The organism is Micromonospora sp. NPDC048868 (assembly GCF_043198195.1).
GTDB classification, from domain to species: domain Bacteria; phylum Actinomycetota; class Actinomycetes; order Mycobacteriales; family Micromonosporaceae; genus Micromonospora; species Micromonospora reichwaldensis.
Window position 1 is genome coordinate 299,711 of sequence record NZ_JBICUN010000002.1, and the last position, 20,368, is coordinate 320,078.

Here is a 20,368-nt window from a genome sequence, read left to right on the forward strand (position 1 = left end):
CCATGGCGGGCCCGACCAAGATCGGGACCAGGGAGGCCGTCGCCCCACGACGACTCGTGGAGAGGGCGCGCGAGGTCGACCGCGCGAGGCGGTCGCCAGTCGACCAGTGTACGCCCCTTCCCCGCCCCCGATGCCTCGGGTGCGGGGAAGGGGTCGGAACGCCCATTTCCGGCACTCGGCGCGCCCGCCCCGGCCCGGAACCAGCCGTCAGGCAGGGCGGTCCTGACGGTCGAGGGTCAGCGGACCGCGAGGGCGGCGGCGACGAAGAGCACCAGACCCACGGTCAGGTACGCCGTCGGCGGACGCAGCCACCCCCGGCTCCCCTCCGCGAGCGACAGCCCGCCGGTACGCAGCCCGTACAGGCCGATCGCGAAGATCGGCAGGCCGCAGACCAGGAAGATCCCCACCACGACGTCGGCCGTCGAGACCGGGTCGCCGGTCACGCCGTTGATCAGCACCCGCATCGCGGGCACCTCGAACACCAGGACCAGCAGGGTGAAGAGCGCGGCCAGCGCCGGCCGCCGCGTCCGGTAGACCCCGTCGCCCGCCGGCGTTCCCGGATGCGGGGCGACCACCGGCGGGTACGCCGGCAGCTCCCCCGGCGCGAGGTCGCCGCGGGGCGCGATCGGCGGCATCGGCCCGGTCGGCATCTCCAGCGGGTGCGGGGGCTCGACCGGCCGGACAGGCTCGTCGACCGGCGTCTCCACCGGGCTCGCGGCCTCGGCCACCCGACCGGGCGCGACGATCGGGTAGCCGCCCAGCGGGGCCGGGCGGGCCGGCTCCACGGTCCGCTCGACAGGTCCCGCCCCGCCCAGCGCGTCGACGCCCGACGTCGACAGCGCGTCGCGGGCATCCCTCGACTCCCGGGCGGCGCGCCGGCCCGGGCGGTCGGCGGGCAGTTCCCCGGAGACGTCCGGGTCCGTCTCGGCCCGGCGCGAGCGGCTCGCCCGGTATCCCTCGGTCTCCGACCGGGCGTCCCCGAGCGGCGGCACCGCCGCGAAGCGCCCCGAATCGGCCTCGCCGAACCTTCCGGGCTCCGATCCCGTGGCGGCGAACCGGCCGGAGTCCTCGGGGCCGGTGACGGCGAACCGGCCGGAATCCTCCGGTCCCGGCACGGTGAACCGGCCCGGGTCCTCCCGTCCCGTGGCCGCGAACCGGCCCGAGTCCTCCGGCCCGCCGAAGCGGCCCCGGTCGGTGTCGACGGCCGCGAAGCGCCCCGAGTCGGGCTCGACGGCGCCGAACCGGCCCGAGTCGGGCTCGACGGCCGCGAAGCGCCCGGAGTCGGGCTCCGCCGACGTGCCGAAGCGTCCCGGTTCGCCGCGTCGGGTCCCCGTGGAGTCGCCGTAGCGGCCGTCCTCGGCGGACCGGCGCTGCTCGGGGGCGTTCAGGTCGTCGTCCCGGTACCGGCTCTCGGCCGGACCGCGCCAGTCCGCCTCCCCGTAGCCGCTCTCGCGGTCACGGTCACGGTCGCGGTCGGCCGGATACCAGCGCGACTCCTGATCTTCGACAAAGTTCCGTCGTCCGTCCACGTCCGGCACGGTATGCGACCGGCTCCACGGGCGCCATTCGCCCCCGGGACATCCGCGCCACCGGGAGCACCGGTCACCCCCACCGCTGGTCGGGAACGGCGGTGGCGGGGACGGCGGCGGGCGGGCCGGCCCAGCTCAGCGCCGTACCGCGTGGCTCGTGGCGGCGGTCCACCGAGGCGGGCCACGTAGCACGACGAGGGCATGATCGTCCGTTCGTCCACAGTGCGCCCGTCGTCCACAGTTTCCGGGGCGCGGGGCGGCGGCTGCCCGCCCGCCGGGTGCACCGTGCCGGACATGACGAAGCGGAACCAGGCGGTCGGCGCGTACGGGGAGCGGTGCGCCGTCCGGCACCTGATCGGGGCGGGACTGCGCCCGGTGGCCCGGAACTGGCGCTGCCCGGCCGGGGAGATCGACATCATCGCCTGGGACGGGCCGGTGCTCGCCTTCTGCGAGGTGAAGACCCGCCGCACCGACGAGTTCGGGCCGCCTGCGGAGGCGGTCGTACCGGCCAAGGCGCGACGGCTGCGCGGGCTCGCCGCCCGGTGGCTCGCCGACACCGGCACCACCGCCGACGAGGTGCGCTTCGACGTCGTCTCCGTACGCCTGACCGGCGCCGGCGCCGCCCGGGTCGAGCACCTCAAGGGGGCGTTCTGATGGGCGGACCCGACCGGACCGGGTGTGGCGTCGAGCGACGGCGGGTGGCGTCGTGAGCTACGCGAAGGTGCTCTGCGTGGGCCTGGTGGGCGTCACCGGGCACCTGGTGGAGGTCGAGGCCGATTTGGCCGCCGGCCTGCCGGCGGTGGTCATCTCGGGGCTGCCGGACACCGCCCTGCACGAGGCCCGGGACCGGGTCCGCGCGGCCGTGGTCAACTCCGGTCAGCGGTGGCCCAACCGGCGGATCACCCTCAACCTGCTGCCGGCCGACCTGCCGAAGTTCGGCTCCGCGTTCGACCTGGCGATCGCGGCGGCCCTGCTGGGCGGCTCCGGCGAGCTGCCGCTGCTGCCCCTGGAACACGTGGTGGTCCTGGGCGAGCTGGGCCTCGACGGCACGGTCCGCCCGGTGCGCGGTGTGCTGCCGATGGTCGCCGCGGCCGCCCGGGCCGGCGTCGGGAAGGTGATCGTCCCGGCCGGCAACGCCGCCGAGGCGGCGGTCGTCCCCGGGGTCCGGGTCCGGGCGGTCGACACGCTGCACCGGCTGGTCAGCTTCATCCGCGACGGCTCGCCCCTGATCGAGCCGGAGCCGGACGGCCCGTCGCCGGCCGGCGGCGGGCCCGACCTGGCCGAGGTCGCCGGGCAGGGACTGGGCCGGCGGGCACTGGAGGTGGCCGCGGCGGGCGGGCACCACCTGGCGCTGGTCGGGCCGCCGGGAGCCGGCAAGACCATGCTCGCCGAGCGCCTCCCGTCGATCCTGCCCGAGCTGGACGACGAGGCCGCGCTGGAGGTCACCGCGCTGCACTCCATCGCCGGGCTGCTGCCACCGGGCGGCCGGTTGCTGCGCCGCCCGCCGTTCCAGGCACCGCACCACACGGCGACGGTGCCGTCGCTGGTCGGCGGCGGTTCCGGACTGGCCCGTCCCGGCGCGATCTCGCTCGCCCACCGGGGCGTGCTCTTCCTCGACGAGGCGCCCGAGTTCAGCCGGGGCGCGCTGGAGGCGCTGCGCCAACCGCTGGAGAACGGCCGGGTCCGGCTGGTCCGCAGCCGGGGCGGCGCCGAGTACCCGGCCCGTACGCAGCTGGTGCTGGCGGCCAACCCGTGCCCGTGCGCCAAGCCAGCCGGGGACGCGTACTGCGAGTGCCCGCCGCAGGCCCGGCGGCGCTACCTCAGCCGGCTCTCCGGGCCGTTGCTGGACCGGATCGACGTGCAGGTCAAGCTGCCGCCCGTCCGCGCGGCCGAACTGATGCAGGCCACCGTCGACAGCGAGCCCTCCGCCACCGTCGCCGCGCGGGTGGCGGTGGCCCGGCAGGCGGCGGCCACCCGCTGGGCAGTGCTCGGTCACCGGCTCAACGCCGAGATACCCGGCCCCTACCTGCGCCGACCGCCCTGGCGGTTGCCCGGGCCGGACACGGCCGAGCTGCGGGTCCGGCTGGACGCCGGATCGCTGTCGGCCCGCGGCTTCGACCGGATCATCCGCCTGGCCTGGACGATCGCGGACCTGGACGGTCGGGACCGCCCTGACCGGGAGGACGTCCGGGAGGCCATCCAACTGAGGACGGGGGACGCGACGTGAGCACCGACGAGGAGACCCTGGCCAGGGTGGCGCTCACCTGGCTCGCCGAGCCGGGCACCTGGTCGGTGCACCGGCTGGTCGACCGGCTCGGCCCGGTGGCGGCGCTCGACCTCCTGCTCGACGGGGGCGCGCCGGAGGAGACGCTGCGGAACACCGTGGCGGCCCGTTGCGCGGCCGGCAACGCCCGGGCCGTCGCGGCCGACGCGCTGGACCGCACGGACCGCCTCGGCGCCCGGATCGTCGTCCCCGGCGACGACGAGTGGCCGGTCCGGGTCGGCGACCTGCGCCGGCTCCGGCTGCCCGGCGCCTACCGACGGGTGGACATCGAGACCGCCCCGCCGCTCTGCTTCTGGGTACGCGGCTCGTGGCCGCTCGCAGAGGCGTTCGACCGCTCCGTCGCGGTCGTCGGCGCCCGCGCCGCCACCGGGTACGGCACGCACGTCGCCACGGAACTCGGCTACGGGCTGGCCGACCGGGACTGGACCGTCGTCTCGGGTGGAGCCTTCGGCATCGACGCCGCGGCCCACCGGGGCGCGCTCAACGCCGGTGGTCTGACCGTGGCGGTGCTCGCCTGCGGCGTGGACCGCCCGTACCCGATGGGCAACGCGGCGTTGTTCGACCGGATCGCCGACACCGGGCTGCTGGTCAGCGAGTGGATGCCGGGAGCCGATCCGCTGCGGCCCCGGTTCCTCATCCGCAACCGGGTGATCGCGGCGGGCACCCTCGGCACGGTGCTGGTGGAGGCGGCCGCCCGCAGCGGCGCCACCCAGACCACCCACCGGGCGCTCGCCCTGGGCAAGCCCAGCATGGTGGTGCCCGGCCCGGTCACGTCGGCGATGTCCGTCGGCGCGCACGAGACGCTGCGGGAGTATCCGAGGGCCCGGCTGGTGACCGGCGTCGCGCAGGTGCTGGAGGAGGTCGGGCGGATCGGCGACCTGGCGCCCGTACCGCGCGGCCCGCAGCAGCCGGCCGACCTGCTCGACGACGACGCGCGGGCCGTCGTCGAGGCGTTGCCCCGCCGGGGCGCGGTCGGTGTGGACGTCCTCGCCGCGCGGGCCGGGGTGCCCGTCCGTACGGCGCTGCGGAAGCTGTCGCTGCTCGAGGAACTGGCCCTGGTGCTCCGCCGCGACGACGGGTACGCCCTCGCGCCCCCGCCGGCCGGGAACGCGTCCGCCGGACGACCGGCACCGCCGGAGAGACCGTGAACCGCCGGACGGAACCGTGCACCGCCGTCAGTCACCCTCGAAGCGGATCTCCATCGCGCGGTCCTGCCGGCAGCGCCGCGCCAACCGGTCCAGCCGGCGCACGTGCGTCAGCTCCGGCGTCGACCGGGACACCTCGGCGAGGCAGCGCACCTCGGCGAGGAGCTGCGGCGCCTGGCCGGCAGGGACCACCAGCTCGCCGACCGGATCCACCCGGTCGAGCAGAGGGGTACGCCCGGTGCCACGGACGCGCCGGACGAGGTTCAGCAGTACGTCGTCGGGATCGGGCAGCACCTCGGCCGGTACGAGGCGACGCCGGTCGGAGCCCACCCCGACCGCCCGGTAGAGGACGACGTCCACCCCCATGCCCGGTCCCCCTTCGTCGAGCCTGGTCCCGTCGCACGGCGACCACGGCCAGGGCCCACACCCGTTGGTACGACAAGTCTGCGCGCACCGGCCGACGCAATCCACCACCCGGGCCGCGCGTCTGCGCCGGGAGCACCCGCGAGCCCGCACGGCCGGCCACCGCTTCGCCGCTCGGTCGGCCCGGTGCCCAGCCGGTGGCCGGCAGCCCAGTGCGCTGCCCGGCCCGGTGGTCTGCCGGTGACCGGAAGCCCGGTGCGCTGCCCGGCGAGGTGGCGTCGGGCAGCCAGTGCCGTGCCCGGCCCGGTGGCCTGCCGGTGGCGTCGGGCGACCGTAGGCTGGTCCCGTGCCGCCCGAGGATCCGCCGCCCATAGCCACCACGGCCTCAATCCGCACCCAGGTGTACCGAGGGGTGCGGCCTCCCGGGCGGGTCGGCCAGGCGGCGCCCGCAGCTCAGTTCGGCCGCACGACGCCCGCAGCTCGGCCCGGCGTGGCGGCGCCCGCAGCTCGGCACGGCGGGGCAGGGAGGCGCACGCGAGGCGCACCGGGCGCCCGGCGGGTGGCGGCGAGGGGACCGCGGTGAGCCGGGAGGCGAACGGCACCCGGGCGACCCACGAGGCGCTCCCACCGGCGATGCGCGAGGCGGTGGACGACTTCGCCGGGTACCTGGCCGCCGTGCGCAACCGGTCCGCCCACACCGTTCGGGCGTACGTCGGTGACGTGGTGTCGCTATTGGACCACGCCCACCGGATGGGCTGCGCCGAACTGCCGGAGCTGGACCTCGCCGTGCTACGCAGCTGGCTGGCCAAGCAGCGGACGATGGGGGCCGCACGGACGTCGCTCGCGCGCCGGGCGGCCTCGGCGCGGACGTTCAGCGCGTGGGCCCACCGCTGCGGGCTGCTCCCCGCCGACGTGGCCGGCGCCCTGTCCAGCCCGCGCGCCCACCGGGACCTGCCGACCGTGCTGCGTGCCGACCAGGCGGCCGCCCTGGTCGAGGCGCCGGGCCGGTTCGCCCCGGCCGTGCCGCCACCCCCCGCCGAGGACGACTCCCGACCGCCGTCACCCGACGAGGACGACTCGGCACCGTCGTCACCTGGCGGGGCTGGCTCCCGACCAGCACCGCCCGATGGGGAGGGTTCCCGACCAGCGTCACCCGACGAGAAAGGCGCCCGACCGGCGTCGCCCGAGTCGTCGGGTCCTCCCCCTGCGGCCGACCAGGTCGCCGAGGCGGTACTGCTGCGGGACCGGGCGCTGCTGGAGCTGCTCTACGGCACGGGGGTGCGGATCAGCGAGGCGTGCGGCCTCGACCTTGCCGACGTCGACCACGCGCGACGGGTCGTGCGGGTGTTCGGCAAGGGTGGCCGGGAACGGGCCGTGCCGTACGGGGTGCCGGCGCAGCGGGCGCTCGACGAGTGGCTGCGCCACGGCCGACCGGCGCTGGCCGCACCGCACTCCCGCGACGCGCTGCTGCTCGGCGCCCGCGGCGGACGGCTCAACCCGACGACGGCGCGGCGGATCGTCGGCGGGTACGCGGAGGCCGCCGGCCTGCCTCCGATCAGCCCGCACGGGCTGCGTCACTCGGCGGCCACCCACCTGCTGGAGGGCGGCGCCGACCTGCGGGCGGTGCAGGAGCTGCTGGGGCACTCGTCCCTGGCGAGCACCCAGATCTACACACACGTGTCCGTGGAGCGGCTCCGCGCCGCCTACCGCCAGGCCCACCCACGCGCCTGAGTCCCGCCGTCGCAGGCCACCCCGGACCCGAACGGCCCGGACCCGAGCGGCCCAGGCACGAGCGGCCCAGACGAGCAGCCGGGCACGAGCAGCCGGGCACGAGCGGTCCAGACCCGAACGGCCCGGACCCGAGCAGCCGGGACCCGCGCGGCCCGGGCACGAGCAGCCGGGCCCGGGCTGACGGGCAGGCAGGGGCGGGTGCTCAGGTCCGGCGCGGCGACGAGCCCGGCCCGTCGAGGGCAGAGCCCCGGAGCACCACGTGCGGCTCGCGCCCGAGGTCCAGGCACATCCGCACGTCGTCGTAGCGTTCGTCGCCCACCTCGATGACGTACGGCAGTCGACCCCACTCGCGGAAGCCGAGGCGCTCGTACAGCTCGATGGCACCGTGGTTGTTGCCGCGCACTCCCAGCGCGAGGGTCTCGACGCCGGCCTTGCGGGCGTCGTCGATCAGTGCGCCGGTGACGAGCCGACCGATGCCGCGGCCACGGGCGGCGGGATGTGCGGTGATCTTCTCCAGGTCGGCGTAGTGGGTGAAGATCGGCTTCGGACCGCGCCGCCACGACCCGGTGCCCACCACCCGGTCGTCGAGCACGGCGAGGACCAGCGCGGCGTCGCCGGCCTCGACGAGACCGAGCACCCCGTCCAGCCAGGCGTCGGTCTCGGCGCGGCCGGGCGGGACCGCGTACCCGATCGCGCCGCCCCGCTCGGCCACGGCGTGCAGCACCCGGTGCACCTCGGCGCGCAGCTGCCGGTCGGCGGCGGTCGGCCAGCGCAGTTCGACGTCCATGACCAGCGATTCTCCGGGGTCGAGGACGGTCGACCGGTACGGGCTCGATGCCACCCGCGTCCCGGGCGGGCGCCCGACGGACCGTACCCCGCGGAACGGCGGCGATGGATCGACCGGTCGCTACGATCACCGGGTGAGCCTCCCGCAGCCGCCCGAGCCGATCGCGGCAGCCCGCCTGCTCTTCTCGCTCGACCCGGCGGTCAGCCACCTGAACCACGGTTCGTTCGGCGCGGTACCGATCGCCGTGCAGCGGGCCCAGCAGCGGCTGCGCGACGAGATGGAGGCCAACCCGCTGCGCTTCTTCACGCAGGGCCTGGTCGACCGGATCGCCCACACCCGCCGGCACCTGGCCGGCTTCCTGGGCGCCGACCCGGACGGCACCGCCCTCGTCCCGAACGCCACCAACGGCGTGGCGGTGGTGCTCCAGTCGATCGGCCTGCGTCCGGGCGACGAGGTGCTCACCACCGACCACGGCTACGGCGCGGTCGGCCTCTCCATCGCCCGGGAGTGCCGGCGTACGGGGGCGGTGAACCGGACCCTGCCCGTCCCGTTGGCCGCCTCGGGCGAGGAGATCGTCCAGATCGTCCGCGCCGGGCTGCGCCCCGGCCGGACCCGGCTGCTCGTCGTGGACCAGCTCACCTCGGCCACCGCCCGGCTCTTCCCCGTCGCCGCGATCGTCGGCGTGGCACGGGAGTACGGGATACCGGTCCTCGTCGACGCCGCACACGCCCCGGGCATGCTTCCGGCGCCGGTGGGCGACGTCGGCGCCGACTTCTGGGTGGGCAACCTGCACAAGTGGGCGTACGCGCCGCGCGGCACCGCCGTGCTGGCGGTCGCTCCGCCGTGGCGGGAACGGATCGAGCCGCTGGTCGTCTCCTGGGAGCAGGAGTCCGGGTTCCCCCGCCGCGTCGAGTGGTCGGCGACGCAGGACTACACGGGCTGGCTGGCCGCGCCGGTGGGCCTGTTCACGCTGCGCAGCCTCGGCGTGGACCGGGTACGCGGGCACAACGCCGCGCTGGCGGCGTACGGCCAGCGGCTGCTCGGGGACGCGCTCGGGGTGGCCCCCGTCGACCTGCCGGACCCCGGCGGGCCGGGGATCGCCATGCGGATCGTGCCGCTGCCGGCAGGCCTGGGCACCACGCTCGACGCGGCGCGGGCGCTGCGGGAACGGATCGCCGAGCGGCTCGCCACCGAGGTCGCCGTCATGGCCTGGAACGGACGCGGCTGGCTGCGGCTCTGTGCCCAGGTCTACAACACCCCCGACGAGTACGAGCGGCTCGCGGTGCGGCTGCCCCCGCTGCTCGCCCAGCGCTGAGGGCGGGGTCGTCCCCGTCGAGCGGCAACAGCCGCACGGGTCCCAGGCCGAGCAGGGCCAGCGGATCCAGGTAGTCGGCGCCGCGCCGCAGCCCCCAGTGCAGGCAGGCGGGGGCGGGGCAGCCCGGGTGGCCCGCGAGGAGGGTGCCCAGCGGCGCCCCGGCCGCCAGTGTCTCGCCGGGGCGGACCGCCGGCGACACCGGCTCGTGGGTGGTCCGCAGCCCGTCGGCGTGCCCGACGGTGACGACGGGACGGCCGGCGACCAGACCGGCGAAGAGCACCGTGCCGACGCCGGCGGCCCGCACGGTCGCGCCCGGCGCGGCGGCCAGGTCGACGCCCCGGTGGCCGGGCAGCCACGGCCGGGGCGGCGGGTCGAACCGGCGCACCGGGCGCGGGACGCCGTCGAGCGGCCACCGGAACCGCGCGACCCCGGCCGGCGCGACCCCAGACGGTGCAACCCCGGACAGTGCGACCCCGGCCGTCATGACCGCGGCCGGCGCAACTCCGGGCGGCGCGATCCCGGGCGGTGCCGCCGGGGCGAACGGTCGCCCCGCCGCCGGGACCGGCCGGGCGGCGGGCGCGGCGGGGCCGAGGGACAGCAGGGCAGCGCAGAGCGCGACGGCGGTACGGGCGGCAGGTCGCATGGGCGCAGCCTGCGCGGCACCCGCCCGTCCCCGCCACCCCCGGCGCCCTCGCCTGTGGACGACTGCCGTCCTGTGGACGGCCCCCGGAGGGCCGGGCGATCTGCTAGGCGCGCTGGTTCCTGGGCGTGCCCGGCAGCGCCGGGGAGGCCCTAGGCTGGGACGGGCGCAACGGCGGAGCCGCCGCCGTCCGGCCGGGGGAGGTCCTCGATGACCACTGTGCACGATGCCAGCGGGCCCTCCCGCGTGGCGGAACCCGGCGAGGGCATCACCGCCGAGGAGTTGCAGCTCGCCGCCCGCAACCACGGCATCCCGCTGGAGGCGCTGCGCTACGACGTGACCCCGGCCGGCCTGCACTACCTGCTCATCCACTACGACATCCCGGACCTCGACCCGGACGCGCACGCGCTGACGGTGGCCGGCGCGGTGGACCGGCCGCTGACCCTCGGCCTCGCGGCGCTGCGCGAGCGGCCCCGCGTCACCCGCCGGGTCACGATGGAGTGCGCCGGCAACGGGCGCGCCCTGCTGCACCCCCGGCCGGTGAGCCAGCCGTGGCTGGTCGAGGCGGTCGGCAACGCGGAGTGGACCGGCACCCCGCTGGCGCCGCTGCTGCGCGAGGCGGGGATCGCCGCCGACGCCATGGACGTGGTCTTCACCGGCGCTGACCACGGCGTGGAACGCGGCGTCGAGCAGGACTACCAGCGGGCGCTGCCGGCCGCCGACGCGCTGCGCGAGGAGGTGCTGCTGGCGTACGAGATGAACGGCGCTCCGCTGCTGCCGCAGCACGGTGCCCCGCTGCGGCTGATCGTGCCCGGCTGGTACGGCATGGCGCACGTCAAGTGGCTGCGCGCGATCGAGGTGCGCACCGAGGCGTTCGACGGCTACCAGAACGCGGTCGCCTACCGGCTGCGGCGGGACGCTGACGACCCCGGGGTGCCGGTGACCCGGATCGAGCCGCGGGCGCTGGTCCGGCCGCCCGGCTTCCCCGACTTCATGTCCCGCACCCGGGTGCTGCGGCCCGGTCCGTGCACGCTGGACGGACGCGCCTGGTCCGGCCACGCCCCGGTCGTCTCGGTGGAGGTGACCACCGACGGCGGGGCCAGTTGGCGACCGGCCATCCTGGACGAGCAGGTCGGCGGGGAGTTCGCCTGGCGCCGGTGGCGGCACGAGTGGACGGCGGAGCCGGGGCGGCACGTCCTCGGGGCCCGCGCCACCGACGCCTCCGGGCGCAGCCAGCCGGTCGAGCAGCCGTGGAACCGGGGCGGCTTCGCCAACAACCTCGTCCAGCGGGTCGAGGTCGTGGTGCTGGCGGGATGAGCCAAGCTGCCGGGGAGAAGCGGAGTGACGGCCGCGCGGCGGTGGGGGCGCAGACGGCTCGTACGCCCGGCGGTGGGGCCACCGGGCGGCGGAGCGGTGGGTCAGCCGCCGAAGCCGGAGTCGGCGGGCAGCGAGATGTCGGGCTTCTCCAGCTCCTCGACGTTGACGTCCTTGAAGGTCATCACCCGGACGTTCTTCACGAACCGGGCGGGACGGTACATGTCCCACACCCAGGCGTCGTGCATCTCGACCTCGAAGTAGACCTCGCCGTCGGAGTTGCGCACGTGCAGGTCGACCTGGTTGGCCAGGTAGAACCGGCGCTCCGTCTCCACCACGTAGGAGAACTGGCGGACGATGTCGCGGTACTCCCGGTAGAGCTGGAGCTCCATCTCGGTCTCGTACTTCTCGAGGTCTTCCGCGCTCATCGCACTCCGCCTTCCATGACCACATCTTCCCCCACCGACGCCGGAGGCTGAGGCTGCTCGCCCAACGCCACGCCGACGGTACCCCCTGGCGGGCAGGAGCGCTCCATCGGCTCGTCCCGCCTCGCGTCCGCCGGCCGACGCGCCCGGGGCGGGGCGCCGTCGCGACCGGACACCGTCGCCACGTTGACGTACGAGAACCGGTGCTCCCGGCACGGCCCCCGGTCCCGCAGCGCCGCGGTGTGTTCCGCGGTGATGTAACCCTTGTGTTCGGCGAACCCGTAGCCCGGGAACGCCCCGTCGAGCTCGACCATCATCCGGTCCCGGGTGACCTTGGCGAGTACGCTCGCCGCCGCGACGCAGGCGGCCACCCGGTCGCCCTTCCACACGGCCAGCCCCGGCACGTCGAGGCCGTCCACGCCGAAGCCGTCGGTCAGCACGTAGTCGGGGTGGGTCGTCAGCGACGCCAGCGCGCGACGCATAGCGGCCAGGTTGCTCACGTGCAGGCCCCGCTCGTCGACCTCCTCGGCCGGGATCACCACCACGGCGTACGCCAGCGCGCGGGCCACGACCTCGTCGTGGATCCGCTCCCGGCTGGCGGGGGTGAGCAGCTTGGAGTCGGCCAGCCCGTCGATCTCGCCGCGGCGGCCCTCGGGCAGGATCGCGGCGGCGGCGACCAGCGGCCCGGCGCAGGCGCCGCGACCCGCCTCGTCGGCCCCGGCGACGTGCCGGAAGCCGCGCCGCTGCAACGCGCGCTCCAGCGCGTAGAGCCCACCCTCGCGGCGCACCACCGTGCGCGGGGGCGTCAGCACGGCGCGTCCTGCCCGGCCGTGGGCGCGGGCGCGGCGGCCAGCGCCCGGGCCAGCACCGTCGTCAGGTCCGGCGGGTAGTACCGCTCGCCGCTGGCGGTCAGCTCGTCCGGCGACCACCACCGGTGCGCGGCGACGGTGGCCCGCTCGATCTCGCTGAAGCCGGCCGTGTCGACCTCGTGGCCCGCCACCCGCACCAGGAAGAACTCCTGCTCCTGCCGGTACCACACGCCGTCGAAGGGGAACTCCGTCACGTCGCGGTGCACGGGCGCCCCGAACGCCGGGGCCGGCAGCCGCAGCCCGGTCTCCTCGGCCAGCTCCCGCGCCGCGCACTCGGGGTAGCTCTCCCCCTCGTCCAAGCCGCCGCCGGGGGTGAACCACCAGCGCCCGTGCTCGGGGCGGGCCGGGTCGGAGCCGCAGAAGAGCAGCACCCGACCCGCCGCGTCGACGAGCAGGACGCGCGCCGCACGCCGGGGGGTGTAGACGGTCACCGCACCAGCCTGCCAGACGCCGCCGACAACGCACACGCCCGGCGGCCCCTACGGCTCGGGGATGGCCTCGTACGGCTTCGGGACGCTCAGCCAGGTGGCCCGGCCGAACGGCCAGAAGACGGTGAAGGCCCGCCCCACGACCTCGCCCTCGGGAATCGTGGCGACGGTGATGTCCTGACCGGACTGCTGCCAGTGCTCCAGCGAGTCGCCCGACGCCTCGCGGTGGTCGCCCATCACCCAGAGCCGGCCCTTCGGGACGGTGATGTCGAACTCCTCGGCGGTCTTGTCGCCGGGGTAGATGTAGGGCTCGTCCAGCGACTTGCCGTTGATCACCAGCCGGTCCTGCGCGTCGCAGCAGACCACGTGGTCGCCGCCGACACCGATGACGCGCTTGATGAAGTCCTCGCCGTCGGGGTTGGCGCTCCACTCCATGGGGGCCTTGAAGACGATCACCTCGCCCCGGTGCGGGGAACGGAAGTCGTAGACCAGCTTGTTGACCAGCACCCGATCGTCGATCTGGAGGGTGTTCTCCATCGACGGGGAGGGGATGAAGAAGGTCTGCAGCACGAAGGCGCGCACCAGCACCGCGACCAGGATCGCCACACCCAGGAGGATGGGCAGCTCCTTCCAGAAGGAACTGCGCGGCTTGTCGGTCTGCTCGTCAATCACGGCACGAGCCTACGTTGCCCGGCCCAGCGCCACCGTCCGGAACGCGCGAGAACGGCGAGCGCGACAGCGGTCGGGGCGAACAGCACCAGATCCCCGTCCGGCGTGGGGCGGACCGGGGGCGGGGCGCCGGTGGAGGCGGCCGGCGGGTCGGCGACGTCGTCGAAGGTCGCGGGCACCGACAGGGCGCTCCAGCGCGACGACGGCCAGACCACGGTGAACGCCCGGCCCACCACGTTCTCGATCGGCACCGGGCCCTGGCAGCGGGCGTCCTGGGAGACCATCCGGTGGTCGCCCATGACGAAGATCTGCCCGGGCGGGACCACGACCTCGTCGAAGCGCCGGGACCGGCACTCGCGGGGGTTGGGCGGGATGTCGAGCGGCGAGTCGCGCAGGACGTACGACGACTCGTCGAGCGGCGTGCCGTTGACCAGCACCCGCCCCTCGGCGTCGCAGCACTTCACCCGGTCGCCGGGCAGGCCGATGACCCGCTTGATGAAGTCCTTCTCGCCGGGGCGGCTGACGCCGACCAGGTCGCCGACGGTCCGGCTGAGCTTGCCCGCGAACCCGGGCTCCGGCCCCTCGGCGACCTGCGGGGCCCAGCGGTCGGTGCCCCGGAAGACGACGACCTCGCCCCGCACCGGGTCGCGCACGTCGTAGACGACCTTGTTGACCAGGACCCGGTCGCCGACGAGGAGGGTGTCCTCCATCGAGCCGGAGGGGATGAAGAACGCCTGGAGCAGGAAGGTGCGGATCAGCACCGCGAGGCAGAACGCGACGACCAGCAGCAGCGGCAGCTCCTGCCAGAGCGGCATCTGTCGGCGGGGGCGGCGGGCGCGCCGTCGCCAGGGGTCGAGGGCGCCGTCCTCGTCAAGCGTCTGCACCACGCCACTCTCCGGTCAGCAGAAATGACACTACCGCCCGGGAACCCTGTCGGGGCTCCCCGGGCGGTAGTGGTCGTCGCTCCGCCGTCGTGGCGGGACGTCGCCCGGCTGCGCCCGTAGCGACCAGGGTAGTGCGGTCCGGTCGGTACGACATACGCGCAGCTCGGGCGGCGTGGCGAGCGCGAGGTCAGCTCGGCTGCTTCTCGCGCTTCTCCTTGATCTTGGCCTTCTTGCCCCGCAGCTCGCGCAGGTAGTAGAGCTTGGCGCGGCGGACGTCACCGCGGGTCACGACCTCGATCCGGTCGATACCCGGGCTGTTGATCGGGTAGGTGCGCTCGACACCGACGCCGAAGCTGATCTTGCGGACCGAGAAGGTCTCGCGCAGACCGTCACCCTGGCGGCGGATGACGACGCCCTGGAAGATCTGGACACGGGACCGGTTGCCCTCGACGACCCGGGCGTGCACCTTGACGGTGTCACCGGCACGGAAGTCGGGGAGGTCGGTGCGCTTCGACTGGGCGTCAAGGGCGTCCAGGATGTTCATCGCTGCGTCCTCGTGAGGCTCACGGCGCACCGTCAATCGGTGCGCGGGTGGGTGATTCTGATCCCCGGATGGTGGTCGGTGACCCGACCCCGGTCGAGGATCCTCGCAGCCGGCCGCGGCGCGGCCGGTTGCGGCAACCCCCCTACTTTGCCACATCCCCCGGCGGCACCTGAAATCCGGCCCGGTCCAGCGCGGCGACGTCCCGTTTGTCCAGGCGCTGCGGGTCCACCGCGGCGAGCATGTCGGGACGACGCGTCGCGGTGCGGGTCAGCGCCTCGTCCCGCCGCCAGCGGGCGATCCTGCCGTGGTCGCCGGAGCGGAGCACCTCCGGCACCTCCAGCCCCCGCCAGGTCGCCGGCTTCGTGTACATGGGGGCCTCCAGCAGCCCGTGGGCGTGCGACTCCTCGGCCAGCGAACCCGCGTTGCCGAGCACGCCGGGCAGCAGCCGGGTGACCGCCTCCAGGATCACCAGCACCGCCACCTCGCCGCCGAAGAGGACGTAGTCGCCGAGGGAGACCTCGGTGACCGGCATCCGGGTCGCGGCGTGGTCGAGCACCCGCTGGTCGATGCCCTCGTACCGGCCGCAGGCGAAGAGCAGGTGCGGCTCGGCGGCCAGCTCGTGCGCCATCGCCTGGGTGAAGGGGGCGCCGGTCGGGGCCGGCACCACCAGCCGGGGCGCGGTCACCTCCGCCGGGGCGAGGGCGTCGAGCGCCTCGCCCCACGGCTCCGGCCGCATCACCATGCCGGGCCCGCCGCCGTAGGGCGTGTCGTCGACCGTGCGGTGCACGTCGTGGGTCCAGATCCGCAGATCGTGTACGGCCAGCCGCAGCGTGCCGTTCGCCCGGGCCCTGCCGATCAACGACAGGTCCAGCGGGGCGAAGTACTCCGGGAAGATCGACACGATGTCGACGCGCATGCGGGGGTGCTCCAGCGGTTCTACAGATCGAGCAGACCGGCCGGCGGGTCGACGACGACGCGACCGCCGGCGAGGTCAACCTCGGGGACGATCGCCTTGACGAACGGGATGAGCGCGGTGCCGCCCTCGGGACGGCGCAGCACCAGCAGGTCGGAGGCGGGGGCGTGGTCGATTCGGGCCACCTCGCCCAGCCGGTCGCCGGCCGGGGTGACCACGGCCAGCCCGACGAGCTGGTGGTCGTGGAACTCCTCCGGGTCCTCCGGCGCGGCGACGTCGGCGCTGTCGACCGCGAGCAGGGTGCCGCGCAGCGCCTCGGCGACGTCCCGGTCCGCGATGCCCTCGAACGCGACGAGCATCCGCCCCTGGTGCCAGCGGGCGGACTCCACGACCAGTTCGGCGGGCACCTGGAAGGCCACCCCCTGCTCGGGCGCGGCCGGCGACGGCTGCGGCGCCCCGGGCTCGGTGTGCCGCGCCCGGGGCGTCACCCCCGGCATGGTGCGCAGCACCATGCCGGGGGCGAACCGCGCTTCGGGCTCGTCGGTCCGCACCTCCACGGTGACCTCACCGCGGATGCCGTGCGGCTTGCCGACCCTGCCGACGACGAGCAGCATCAGTACGAGTCGACGATGTCGACGCGTACGCCGCGCCCGCCGATGGAGCCGATCACCTGGCGCAGCGCCTTGGCGGTCCGGCCGGACCGCCCGATCACCGTGCCGAGGTCCTCCGGGTGCACGCGGACTTCCAGCCGCTTGCCCCGACGGGAGTCGACCATCCGGACGCGTACGTCATCGGGGTGGTCGACGATGCCCTTGACCAGGTGCTCCAACGCCGGACGCAGAGGCATGTCAGGCCTGCTCACCGGCGTCGGCAGCGGCAGCCGGGGCCTCGGCCGGAGCCTCGGTCTTCGGCGCCTCGGCCGGAGCCTCAGCCTTGGCGGCCTTCTTGGCCGGCTTCGCCGGCGCCTCGGCCAGCCCGGCGGCGGCCTTCGCCTCGGCCTCGTACGCCGCGGTGCGGTTGACCCGCTCCGGGGCGACCTTCAGCGGCGGCGGGGCCGGCAGGCCCTTGAACTTCTGCCAGTCACCGGTCAGCTCCAGCAGCCGCTGCACCGCCTCGCTCGGCTGGGCGCCGACGGACAGCCAGTACTGGACCCGCTCCGACTTGACCTCGATCACCGAAGGGTCTTCCTTCGGCTGGTAGACCCCGACGAACTCGATCGCCCGGCCGTCGCGCTTGGTGCGCGAGTCGGCGATGACGATGCGGTACTGCGGGTTGCGGATCTTGCCCATCCGCAGGAGCCGGATCTTTACGGCCACAGTTGTTTCGCTCCTGTTGCGATCTCACCTGCCCGGTACGGGCGGTGCACGGGTGAGTGTCGACCGGCACAGTGGGGTTGGGCCGGAGACTGCTCGGTGGACTGGCGACGTGCCCGGGTTAGAGGGCGCCGGACGCGCGCCGGATACCAGCCAGCCATTCTGCCAGATCGGGCCCCGATCGCTCACACCGGACCACCCTCGGTCACCCGCCGGGCGGCAGAAGTGACCGAAAGCACAGTCGCCGGCCGGCGGCCGGCCCCGCCGGTCGGGGGCGGTACGCGGGCCGGTCGGGCCGGGTCAGCGCACCGGGGGGCGGTCCCAGCCGGGCGGCAACCCGTCGGGGACGGTCCAGTCGGGCGGCGGGGTGAAGTCGCACCAGGTGCCGTCGAACGGGAACTCCCCCGCCTCGGCCAGCGCGATCACCCGCTTCCCCTCGGCGCGGACCGCGTCGGCGTCGGTCACCCAGTAGTGGTCGGGGAAGGCGAGCCGCTCGGCGAACTCCCCCTCGTCCTTCCACTCCCAGCCCAGGTCGGGGCGGACGACCACGTCGAGGTCCTGGTCCACCATGTCGACGCCGGCGAGCGTGCCGTCGTCCCAGCGCACCCCGGGCTCCTCCAGGTTGACGTACCAGGTGGCGAAGCGGTCGTGCGCGTCGCGGAACCACCACACGGAGTGGGCCGCCCCGGTGGGCAGGAACTTGAGCACGGAGGGGCCGTCCCACCGGCCGGTGGCCAGGCGGTACGACGAGGAGATCCACTCGCTGAACGGCACCGCCCGCATGCCCAGCCCGGCCTCGGTGACCTCGCTCGCGACCGGGGAGTCGCGGGGCACCCAGAGCAGCAGGCCCCGGTCGTCGTCGCTGACCACCCGCGCGGTGCGTACCCAGCCGATCCGGCCCCGGCGCACGTTGCGGTGCACGATCAGCCGCCCAGGTTCGAATCTCACGGACCGACCCTACCGGCCCAGGCCCCCCGCTCCCGCCCACCGCTCCGAGGTGCGAGGAAGGGACCCTTCCGCTACCTCAGGCGTCAGGAAGGGTCCCTTCCTGACGCCTGAGCGAGCTGCCGCGACACCTGAGGGGTGCGACGGGACTCAGTACGCGCGGGCCAGGATGGCGACCAGGTCGGGCTCGTCCTCGGAGTCGGGCACCGAGCCGTCGGCGCGCAGCAGGCAGCGCACGGTGACGCCCTGGCCGTTCGCCTCCGCCTCGCCCTGCACGCCGACCGCCGACCACGGCACCATGGCCCAGCCGGTGGCCGCCGCCTCGATCGCCTCGGCGAGGGTCGACACCTCGACCGTGCGGGACTTCCGGTGGGCCAGCGCCTGGTCGTGCAGGGCCCGCTGGTCGGCGTCGAGGGCGGCCAGCACGGCGGTCACCACGTCGGCCACCGGCGTCGGGGACTTCGAGCCGTCCGTGCGCCGGACCACGACCGCGTTGCCGGCGGCCAGGTCGCGGGGGCCGACCTCGACGCGTACGGGATAGCCGCGCAGCTCGGCGTCGACGGCCCGGCGGCCGAACGGGGTGTCGGTGCGGTCGTCGAGCGCGACCCGGACGCCCGCGTCGCGCAACGCGTCGCGCAGCTTGGCCGCCGCCTCACCGACGCCCTCGCCGTCCTTGACCACCATGACGTACGCCTGCACGGGCGCCAGCTTCGGCGGCACGCGCAGGCCGTTGTCGTCGCCGTGGCACATGATCAGGCCGCCGAGCATCCGGGTCGAGGTGCCCCAGGAGGTCGTCCAGGCGTGCTCCCGGCCGCCCTCGGCCGACGAGTAGCTGATGTCGAAGGCCTTGGCGAAGTTCTGCCCCAGCTCGTGGCTGGTGCCGAGCTGGAGGGCCTTGCCGTCACCCATCATGCCTTCGCAGGTGTAGGTGGCGGTGGCGCCGGCGAAGCGCTCGCGGGCCGTCTTCAGGCCGACGACCACCGGGATGCCGAGCACGTTGACCATCAGGTCCTCGTACGCCTCGTGCAGGATCCGGCGGGCGTAGGCGCGGGCGTCCTCGCGGGTCGCGTGCGCGGTGTGCCCCTCCTGCCAGAGGAACTCGCTGGTGCGCAGGAAGATCCGGGGGCGCAGCTCCCAGCGGACCACGTTGGCCCACTGGTTGAGCAGCAGCGGCAGGTCCCGGTAGGAGTCGATCCACTTGGCCATGAACTCGCCGATGACGGTCTCGCTGGTGGGGCGCACCACCACCGGCTCGGCGAGCTGCTTGCCACCGCCGTGGGTGACCACCGCCAGCTCCGGCGAGAAGCCCTCGACGTGCTCGGCCTCGCGCTTGAGGTAGCTCTCCGGAATGAAGAGCGGGAAGTACGCGTTCTCCGCGCCCGCCGCCTTGATCCGGGCGTCCATCTCGGCCTGCATCCGCTCCCAGATGGCGTAGCCGGCCGGGCGGATGACCATGGTCCCCCGGACCGGGCCGTTGTCGGCCAGCTTCGCCTTGGCGATCAGGTCCTGGTACCAGCGGGGAAAGTCCTCCGCACGGGGAGTGAGCACGCGTGCCATGACCGCACATCCTATGCGTCGGCCGAAGGGACGACGTCATCGGGCGCGACGTCGGCGGTCTCCGCCGTGCCGGTCGGTGCGGCCGGGCTAGGATTCGACCACCATGGGTGAGGTGAGGGACGGCACCCGTTCCCGGGACGCGATCGTCGAGGCCGCCCGGGCATTGACCATCGCGACCGGCTGGGACGGCGTCCGGATGGGTGCCGTCGCGCGCACTGCGGGGGTCAGCCGGCAGACGGTCTACAACGAGTTCGGCACCAAGGCGGGGCTGGCCGAGGCGCTCGCCCGGCGGGAGGTCGACCGGTTCGTCGGCGACGTACGTGCCCTGCTGCGCGCCCACGGCGACGACGTGCGGGCCGCCGCGCACGCCACCATCTCGCACACCCTCACGCAGGCGGCCGACGACCCGCTGATCAAGGCCGTCCTGACCAGCTCCCGGGGCGGCTCGGACGACCTGCTGCCCTACCTCACCACCCGGTCGGAGCTGGTCCTGACCGAGGCCACCGAGGTGCTGCTGGAGTGGGCCGACGGCGTGCTGCCGGGCGCCGACCGCGACGCCGTCGCGTTCGCCACGGACTCGGTCGTCCGGTTGGTGATCAGCCACATCGTCCTGCCCGGCGCCCCCGTCGCGCAGACCGCCGCCGCCCTCGCCGACCTGGCGGTGTTCCTGCTCGCGCACGCGCTCACCCGGGGCGACGGGACCGGCTGACCGG

General features: G+C 75.1%; 22 protein-coding genes and 1 pseudogene. 7 read left to right on the forward strand and 16 right to left on the reverse strand.

All coding sequences use genetic code 11. From position 1 onward, the window contains the following. Nucleotides 1-236 precede the first annotated feature (236 nt). Nucleotides 237-1,538 (reverse strand): hypothetical protein, encoded by a 1,302-nt coding sequence (locus ACGFNF_RS04240; protein WP_393165662.1) that lies wholly within the window; start codon nucleotides 1,536-1,538, stop codon nucleotides 237-239. A 285-nt stretch (nucleotides 1,539-1,823) separates the two neighbouring features. Between ACGFNF_RS04240 and ACGFNF_RS04245 the strand changes: the two genes are divergently transcribed. Genes ACGFNF_RS04245 through ACGFNF_RS04255 form a run of 3 tightly spaced genes read left to right on the forward strand, consistent with a single transcriptional unit; the run spans nucleotide 1,824 to nucleotide 4,961 of the window. Next, nucleotides 1,824-2,183 (forward strand): YraN family protein, encoded by a 360-nt coding sequence (locus ACGFNF_RS04245; RefSeq protein ID WP_121396090.1) that lies wholly within the window; start codon nucleotides 1,824-1,826, stop codon nucleotides 2,181-2,183. Between the two features lie 52 nt (nucleotides 2,184-2,235). Continuing rightward, a complete protein-coding gene (locus tag ACGFNF_RS04250) occupies nucleotides 2,236-3,756 on the forward strand; it encodes a YifB family Mg chelatase-like AAA ATPase (RefSeq protein ID WP_151456855.1) in 1,521 nt (506 codons plus the stop codon). Continuing rightward, nucleotides 3,753-4,961 carry a DNA-processing protein DprA gene (locus ACGFNF_RS04255; protein WP_393165664.1) on the forward strand — a complete coding sequence of 403 codons (1,209 nt, stop codon included), beginning with the start codon at nucleotides 3,753-3,755 and terminating at the stop codon, nucleotides 4,959-4,961. Before ACGFNF_RS04250 ends, ACGFNF_RS04255 begins: the two co-directional genes overlap by 4 nt. Nucleotides 4,962-4,988: 27 nt before the next feature. On the opposite strand, the gene ACGFNF_RS04260 is transcribed toward ACGFNF_RS04255, so the two are convergent. Next, the gene (locus ACGFNF_RS04260; protein ID WP_358117196.1) at nucleotides 4,989-5,324 is read right to left on the reverse strand and encodes a hypothetical protein; all 336 of its coding nucleotides are present in this window, start codon (nucleotides 5,322-5,324) and stop codon (nucleotides 4,989-4,991) included. Nucleotides 5,325-5,954: 630 nt separating this feature from the next. Between ACGFNF_RS04260 and ACGFNF_RS04265 the strand changes: the two genes are divergently transcribed. Further along, nucleotides 5,955-7,052, forward strand: a complete 1,098-nt coding sequence (locus ACGFNF_RS04265; protein WP_393165865.1) for a tyrosine recombinase XerC — start codon at nucleotides 5,955-5,957, stop codon at nucleotides 7,050-7,052. A 202-nt stretch (nucleotides 7,053-7,254) separates the two neighbouring features. Here the strand turns inward: ACGFNF_RS04265 and ACGFNF_RS04270 are convergent, their stop codons facing one another. Continuing rightward, on the reverse strand, nucleotides 7,255-7,839 hold the full coding sequence (locus ACGFNF_RS04270) for a GNAT family N-acetyltransferase (RefSeq protein WP_357579663.1): 585 nt from the start codon (nucleotides 7,837-7,839) through the stop codon (nucleotides 7,255-7,257). 133 nt (nucleotides 7,840-7,972) lie between these two features. Here ACGFNF_RS04270 and ACGFNF_RS04275 point away from each other — a divergent pair, with 133 nt between their 5' ends. Next, the gene (locus ACGFNF_RS04275) at nucleotides 7,973-9,154 is read left to right on the forward strand and encodes an aminotransferase class V-fold PLP-dependent enzyme (RefSeq protein WP_357579664.1); all 1,182 of its coding nucleotides are present in this window, start codon (nucleotides 7,973-7,975) and stop codon (nucleotides 9,152-9,154) included. Here ACGFNF_RS04275 and ACGFNF_RS04280 read toward each other — a convergent pair. Beyond that, complete coding sequence (locus tag ACGFNF_RS04280) at nucleotides 9,042-9,797, reverse strand: M23 family metallopeptidase (protein WP_357579665.1); 756 nt, start codon at nucleotides 9,795-9,797, stop codon at nucleotides 9,042-9,044. The two genes, ACGFNF_RS04275 and ACGFNF_RS04280, sit on opposite strands and share 113 nt — an antisense overlap. 207 nt (nucleotides 9,798-10,004) lie before the next feature. On the opposite strand from ACGFNF_RS04280, the gene ACGFNF_RS04285 reads away from it, so the two are divergent. Then, nucleotides 10,005-11,111 (forward strand): sulfite oxidase, encoded by a 1,107-nt coding sequence (locus ACGFNF_RS04285; RefSeq protein ID WP_357579666.1) that lies wholly within the window; start codon nucleotides 10,005-10,007, stop codon nucleotides 11,109-11,111. A 101-nt stretch (nucleotides 11,112-11,212) separates the two neighbouring features. On the opposite strand, the gene ACGFNF_RS04290 is transcribed toward ACGFNF_RS04285, so the two are convergent. From ACGFNF_RS04290 to proS, 12 genes and pseudogenes are all read right to left on the reverse strand, one after another. Then, the gene (locus ACGFNF_RS04290) at nucleotides 11,213-11,536 is read right to left on the reverse strand and encodes a DUF2469 domain-containing protein (protein ID WP_007075222.1); all 324 of its coding nucleotides are present in this window, start codon (nucleotides 11,534-11,536) and stop codon (nucleotides 11,213-11,215) included. Next, nucleotides 11,533-12,345, reverse strand: a complete 813-nt coding sequence (locus tag ACGFNF_RS04295; RefSeq protein ID WP_393165667.1) for a ribonuclease HII — start codon at nucleotides 12,343-12,345, stop codon at nucleotides 11,533-11,535. The genes ACGFNF_RS04290 and ACGFNF_RS04295 overlap by 4 nt, the downstream gene beginning before the upstream one ends. Beyond that, nucleotides 12,339-12,833 (reverse strand): NUDIX domain-containing protein, encoded by a 495-nt coding sequence (locus ACGFNF_RS04300; protein ID WP_132232686.1) that lies wholly within the window; start codon nucleotides 12,831-12,833, stop codon nucleotides 12,339-12,341. The genes ACGFNF_RS04295 and ACGFNF_RS04300 overlap by 7 nt, the downstream gene beginning before the upstream one ends. Before the next feature lie 48 nt (nucleotides 12,834-12,881). Further along, nucleotides 12,882-13,502, reverse strand: a complete 621-nt coding sequence (gene lepB, locus ACGFNF_RS04305) for a signal peptidase I (protein ID WP_151457074.1) — start codon at nucleotides 13,500-13,502, stop codon at nucleotides 12,882-12,884. Between the two features lie 9 nt (nucleotides 13,503-13,511). Continuing rightward, nucleotides 13,512-14,386: pseudogene (gene lepB / locus ACGFNF_RS04310) on the reverse strand (signal peptidase I). Nucleotides 14,387-14,570: 184 nt separating this feature from the next. Continuing rightward, nucleotides 14,571-14,927: a 50S ribosomal protein L19 gene (gene rplS / locus ACGFNF_RS04315; RefSeq protein ID WP_210836847.1), complete on the reverse strand. Its 357-nt coding sequence runs from the start codon at nucleotides 14,925-14,927 to the stop codon at nucleotides 14,571-14,573. 142 nt (nucleotides 14,928-15,069) lie between these two features. Continuing rightward, a complete protein-coding gene (gene trmD / locus ACGFNF_RS04320) occupies nucleotides 15,070-15,843 on the reverse strand; it encodes a tRNA (guanosine(37)-N1)-methyltransferase TrmD (RefSeq protein WP_327030771.1) in 774 nt (257 codons plus the stop codon). Nucleotides 15,844-15,863: 20 nt separating this feature from the next. Then, on the reverse strand, nucleotides 15,864-16,451 hold the full coding sequence (gene rimM / locus ACGFNF_RS04325) for a ribosome maturation factor RimM (RefSeq protein ID WP_393165867.1): 588 nt from the start codon (nucleotides 16,449-16,451) through the stop codon (nucleotides 15,864-15,866). Between the two features lie 2 nt (nucleotides 16,452-16,453). Beyond that, nucleotides 16,454-16,714: an RNA-binding protein gene (locus ACGFNF_RS04330; protein WP_172862164.1), complete on the reverse strand. Its 261-nt coding sequence runs from the start codon at nucleotides 16,712-16,714 to the stop codon at nucleotides 16,454-16,456. Further along, nucleotides 16,689-17,156, reverse strand: a complete 468-nt coding sequence (gene rpsP, locus ACGFNF_RS04335; protein ID WP_121396105.1) for a 30S ribosomal protein S16 — start codon at nucleotides 17,154-17,156, stop codon at nucleotides 16,689-16,691. Before rpsP ends, ACGFNF_RS04330 begins: the two co-directional genes overlap by 26 nt. Before the next feature lie 297 nt (nucleotides 17,157-17,453). After that, a complete protein-coding gene (locus ACGFNF_RS04340) occupies nucleotides 17,454-18,101 on the reverse strand; it encodes a DUF402 domain-containing protein (protein WP_311410949.1) in 648 nt (215 codons plus the stop codon). Between the two features lie 147 nt (nucleotides 18,102-18,248). Next, nucleotides 18,249-19,655 (reverse strand): proline--tRNA ligase, encoded by a 1,407-nt coding sequence (gene proS, locus ACGFNF_RS04345; protein ID WP_357580792.1) that lies wholly within the window; start codon nucleotides 19,653-19,655, stop codon nucleotides 18,249-18,251. A gap of 103 nt (nucleotides 19,656-19,758) precedes the next feature. Here proS and ACGFNF_RS04350 point away from each other — a divergent pair, with 103 nt between their 5' ends. Beyond that, nucleotides 19,759-20,364, forward strand: coding sequence for a TetR family transcriptional regulator (locus tag ACGFNF_RS04350; protein ID WP_357580793.1), 606 nt, complete (start codon nucleotides 19,759-19,761; stop codon nucleotides 20,362-20,364). Nucleotides 20,365-20,368 lie beyond the last annotated feature (4 nt).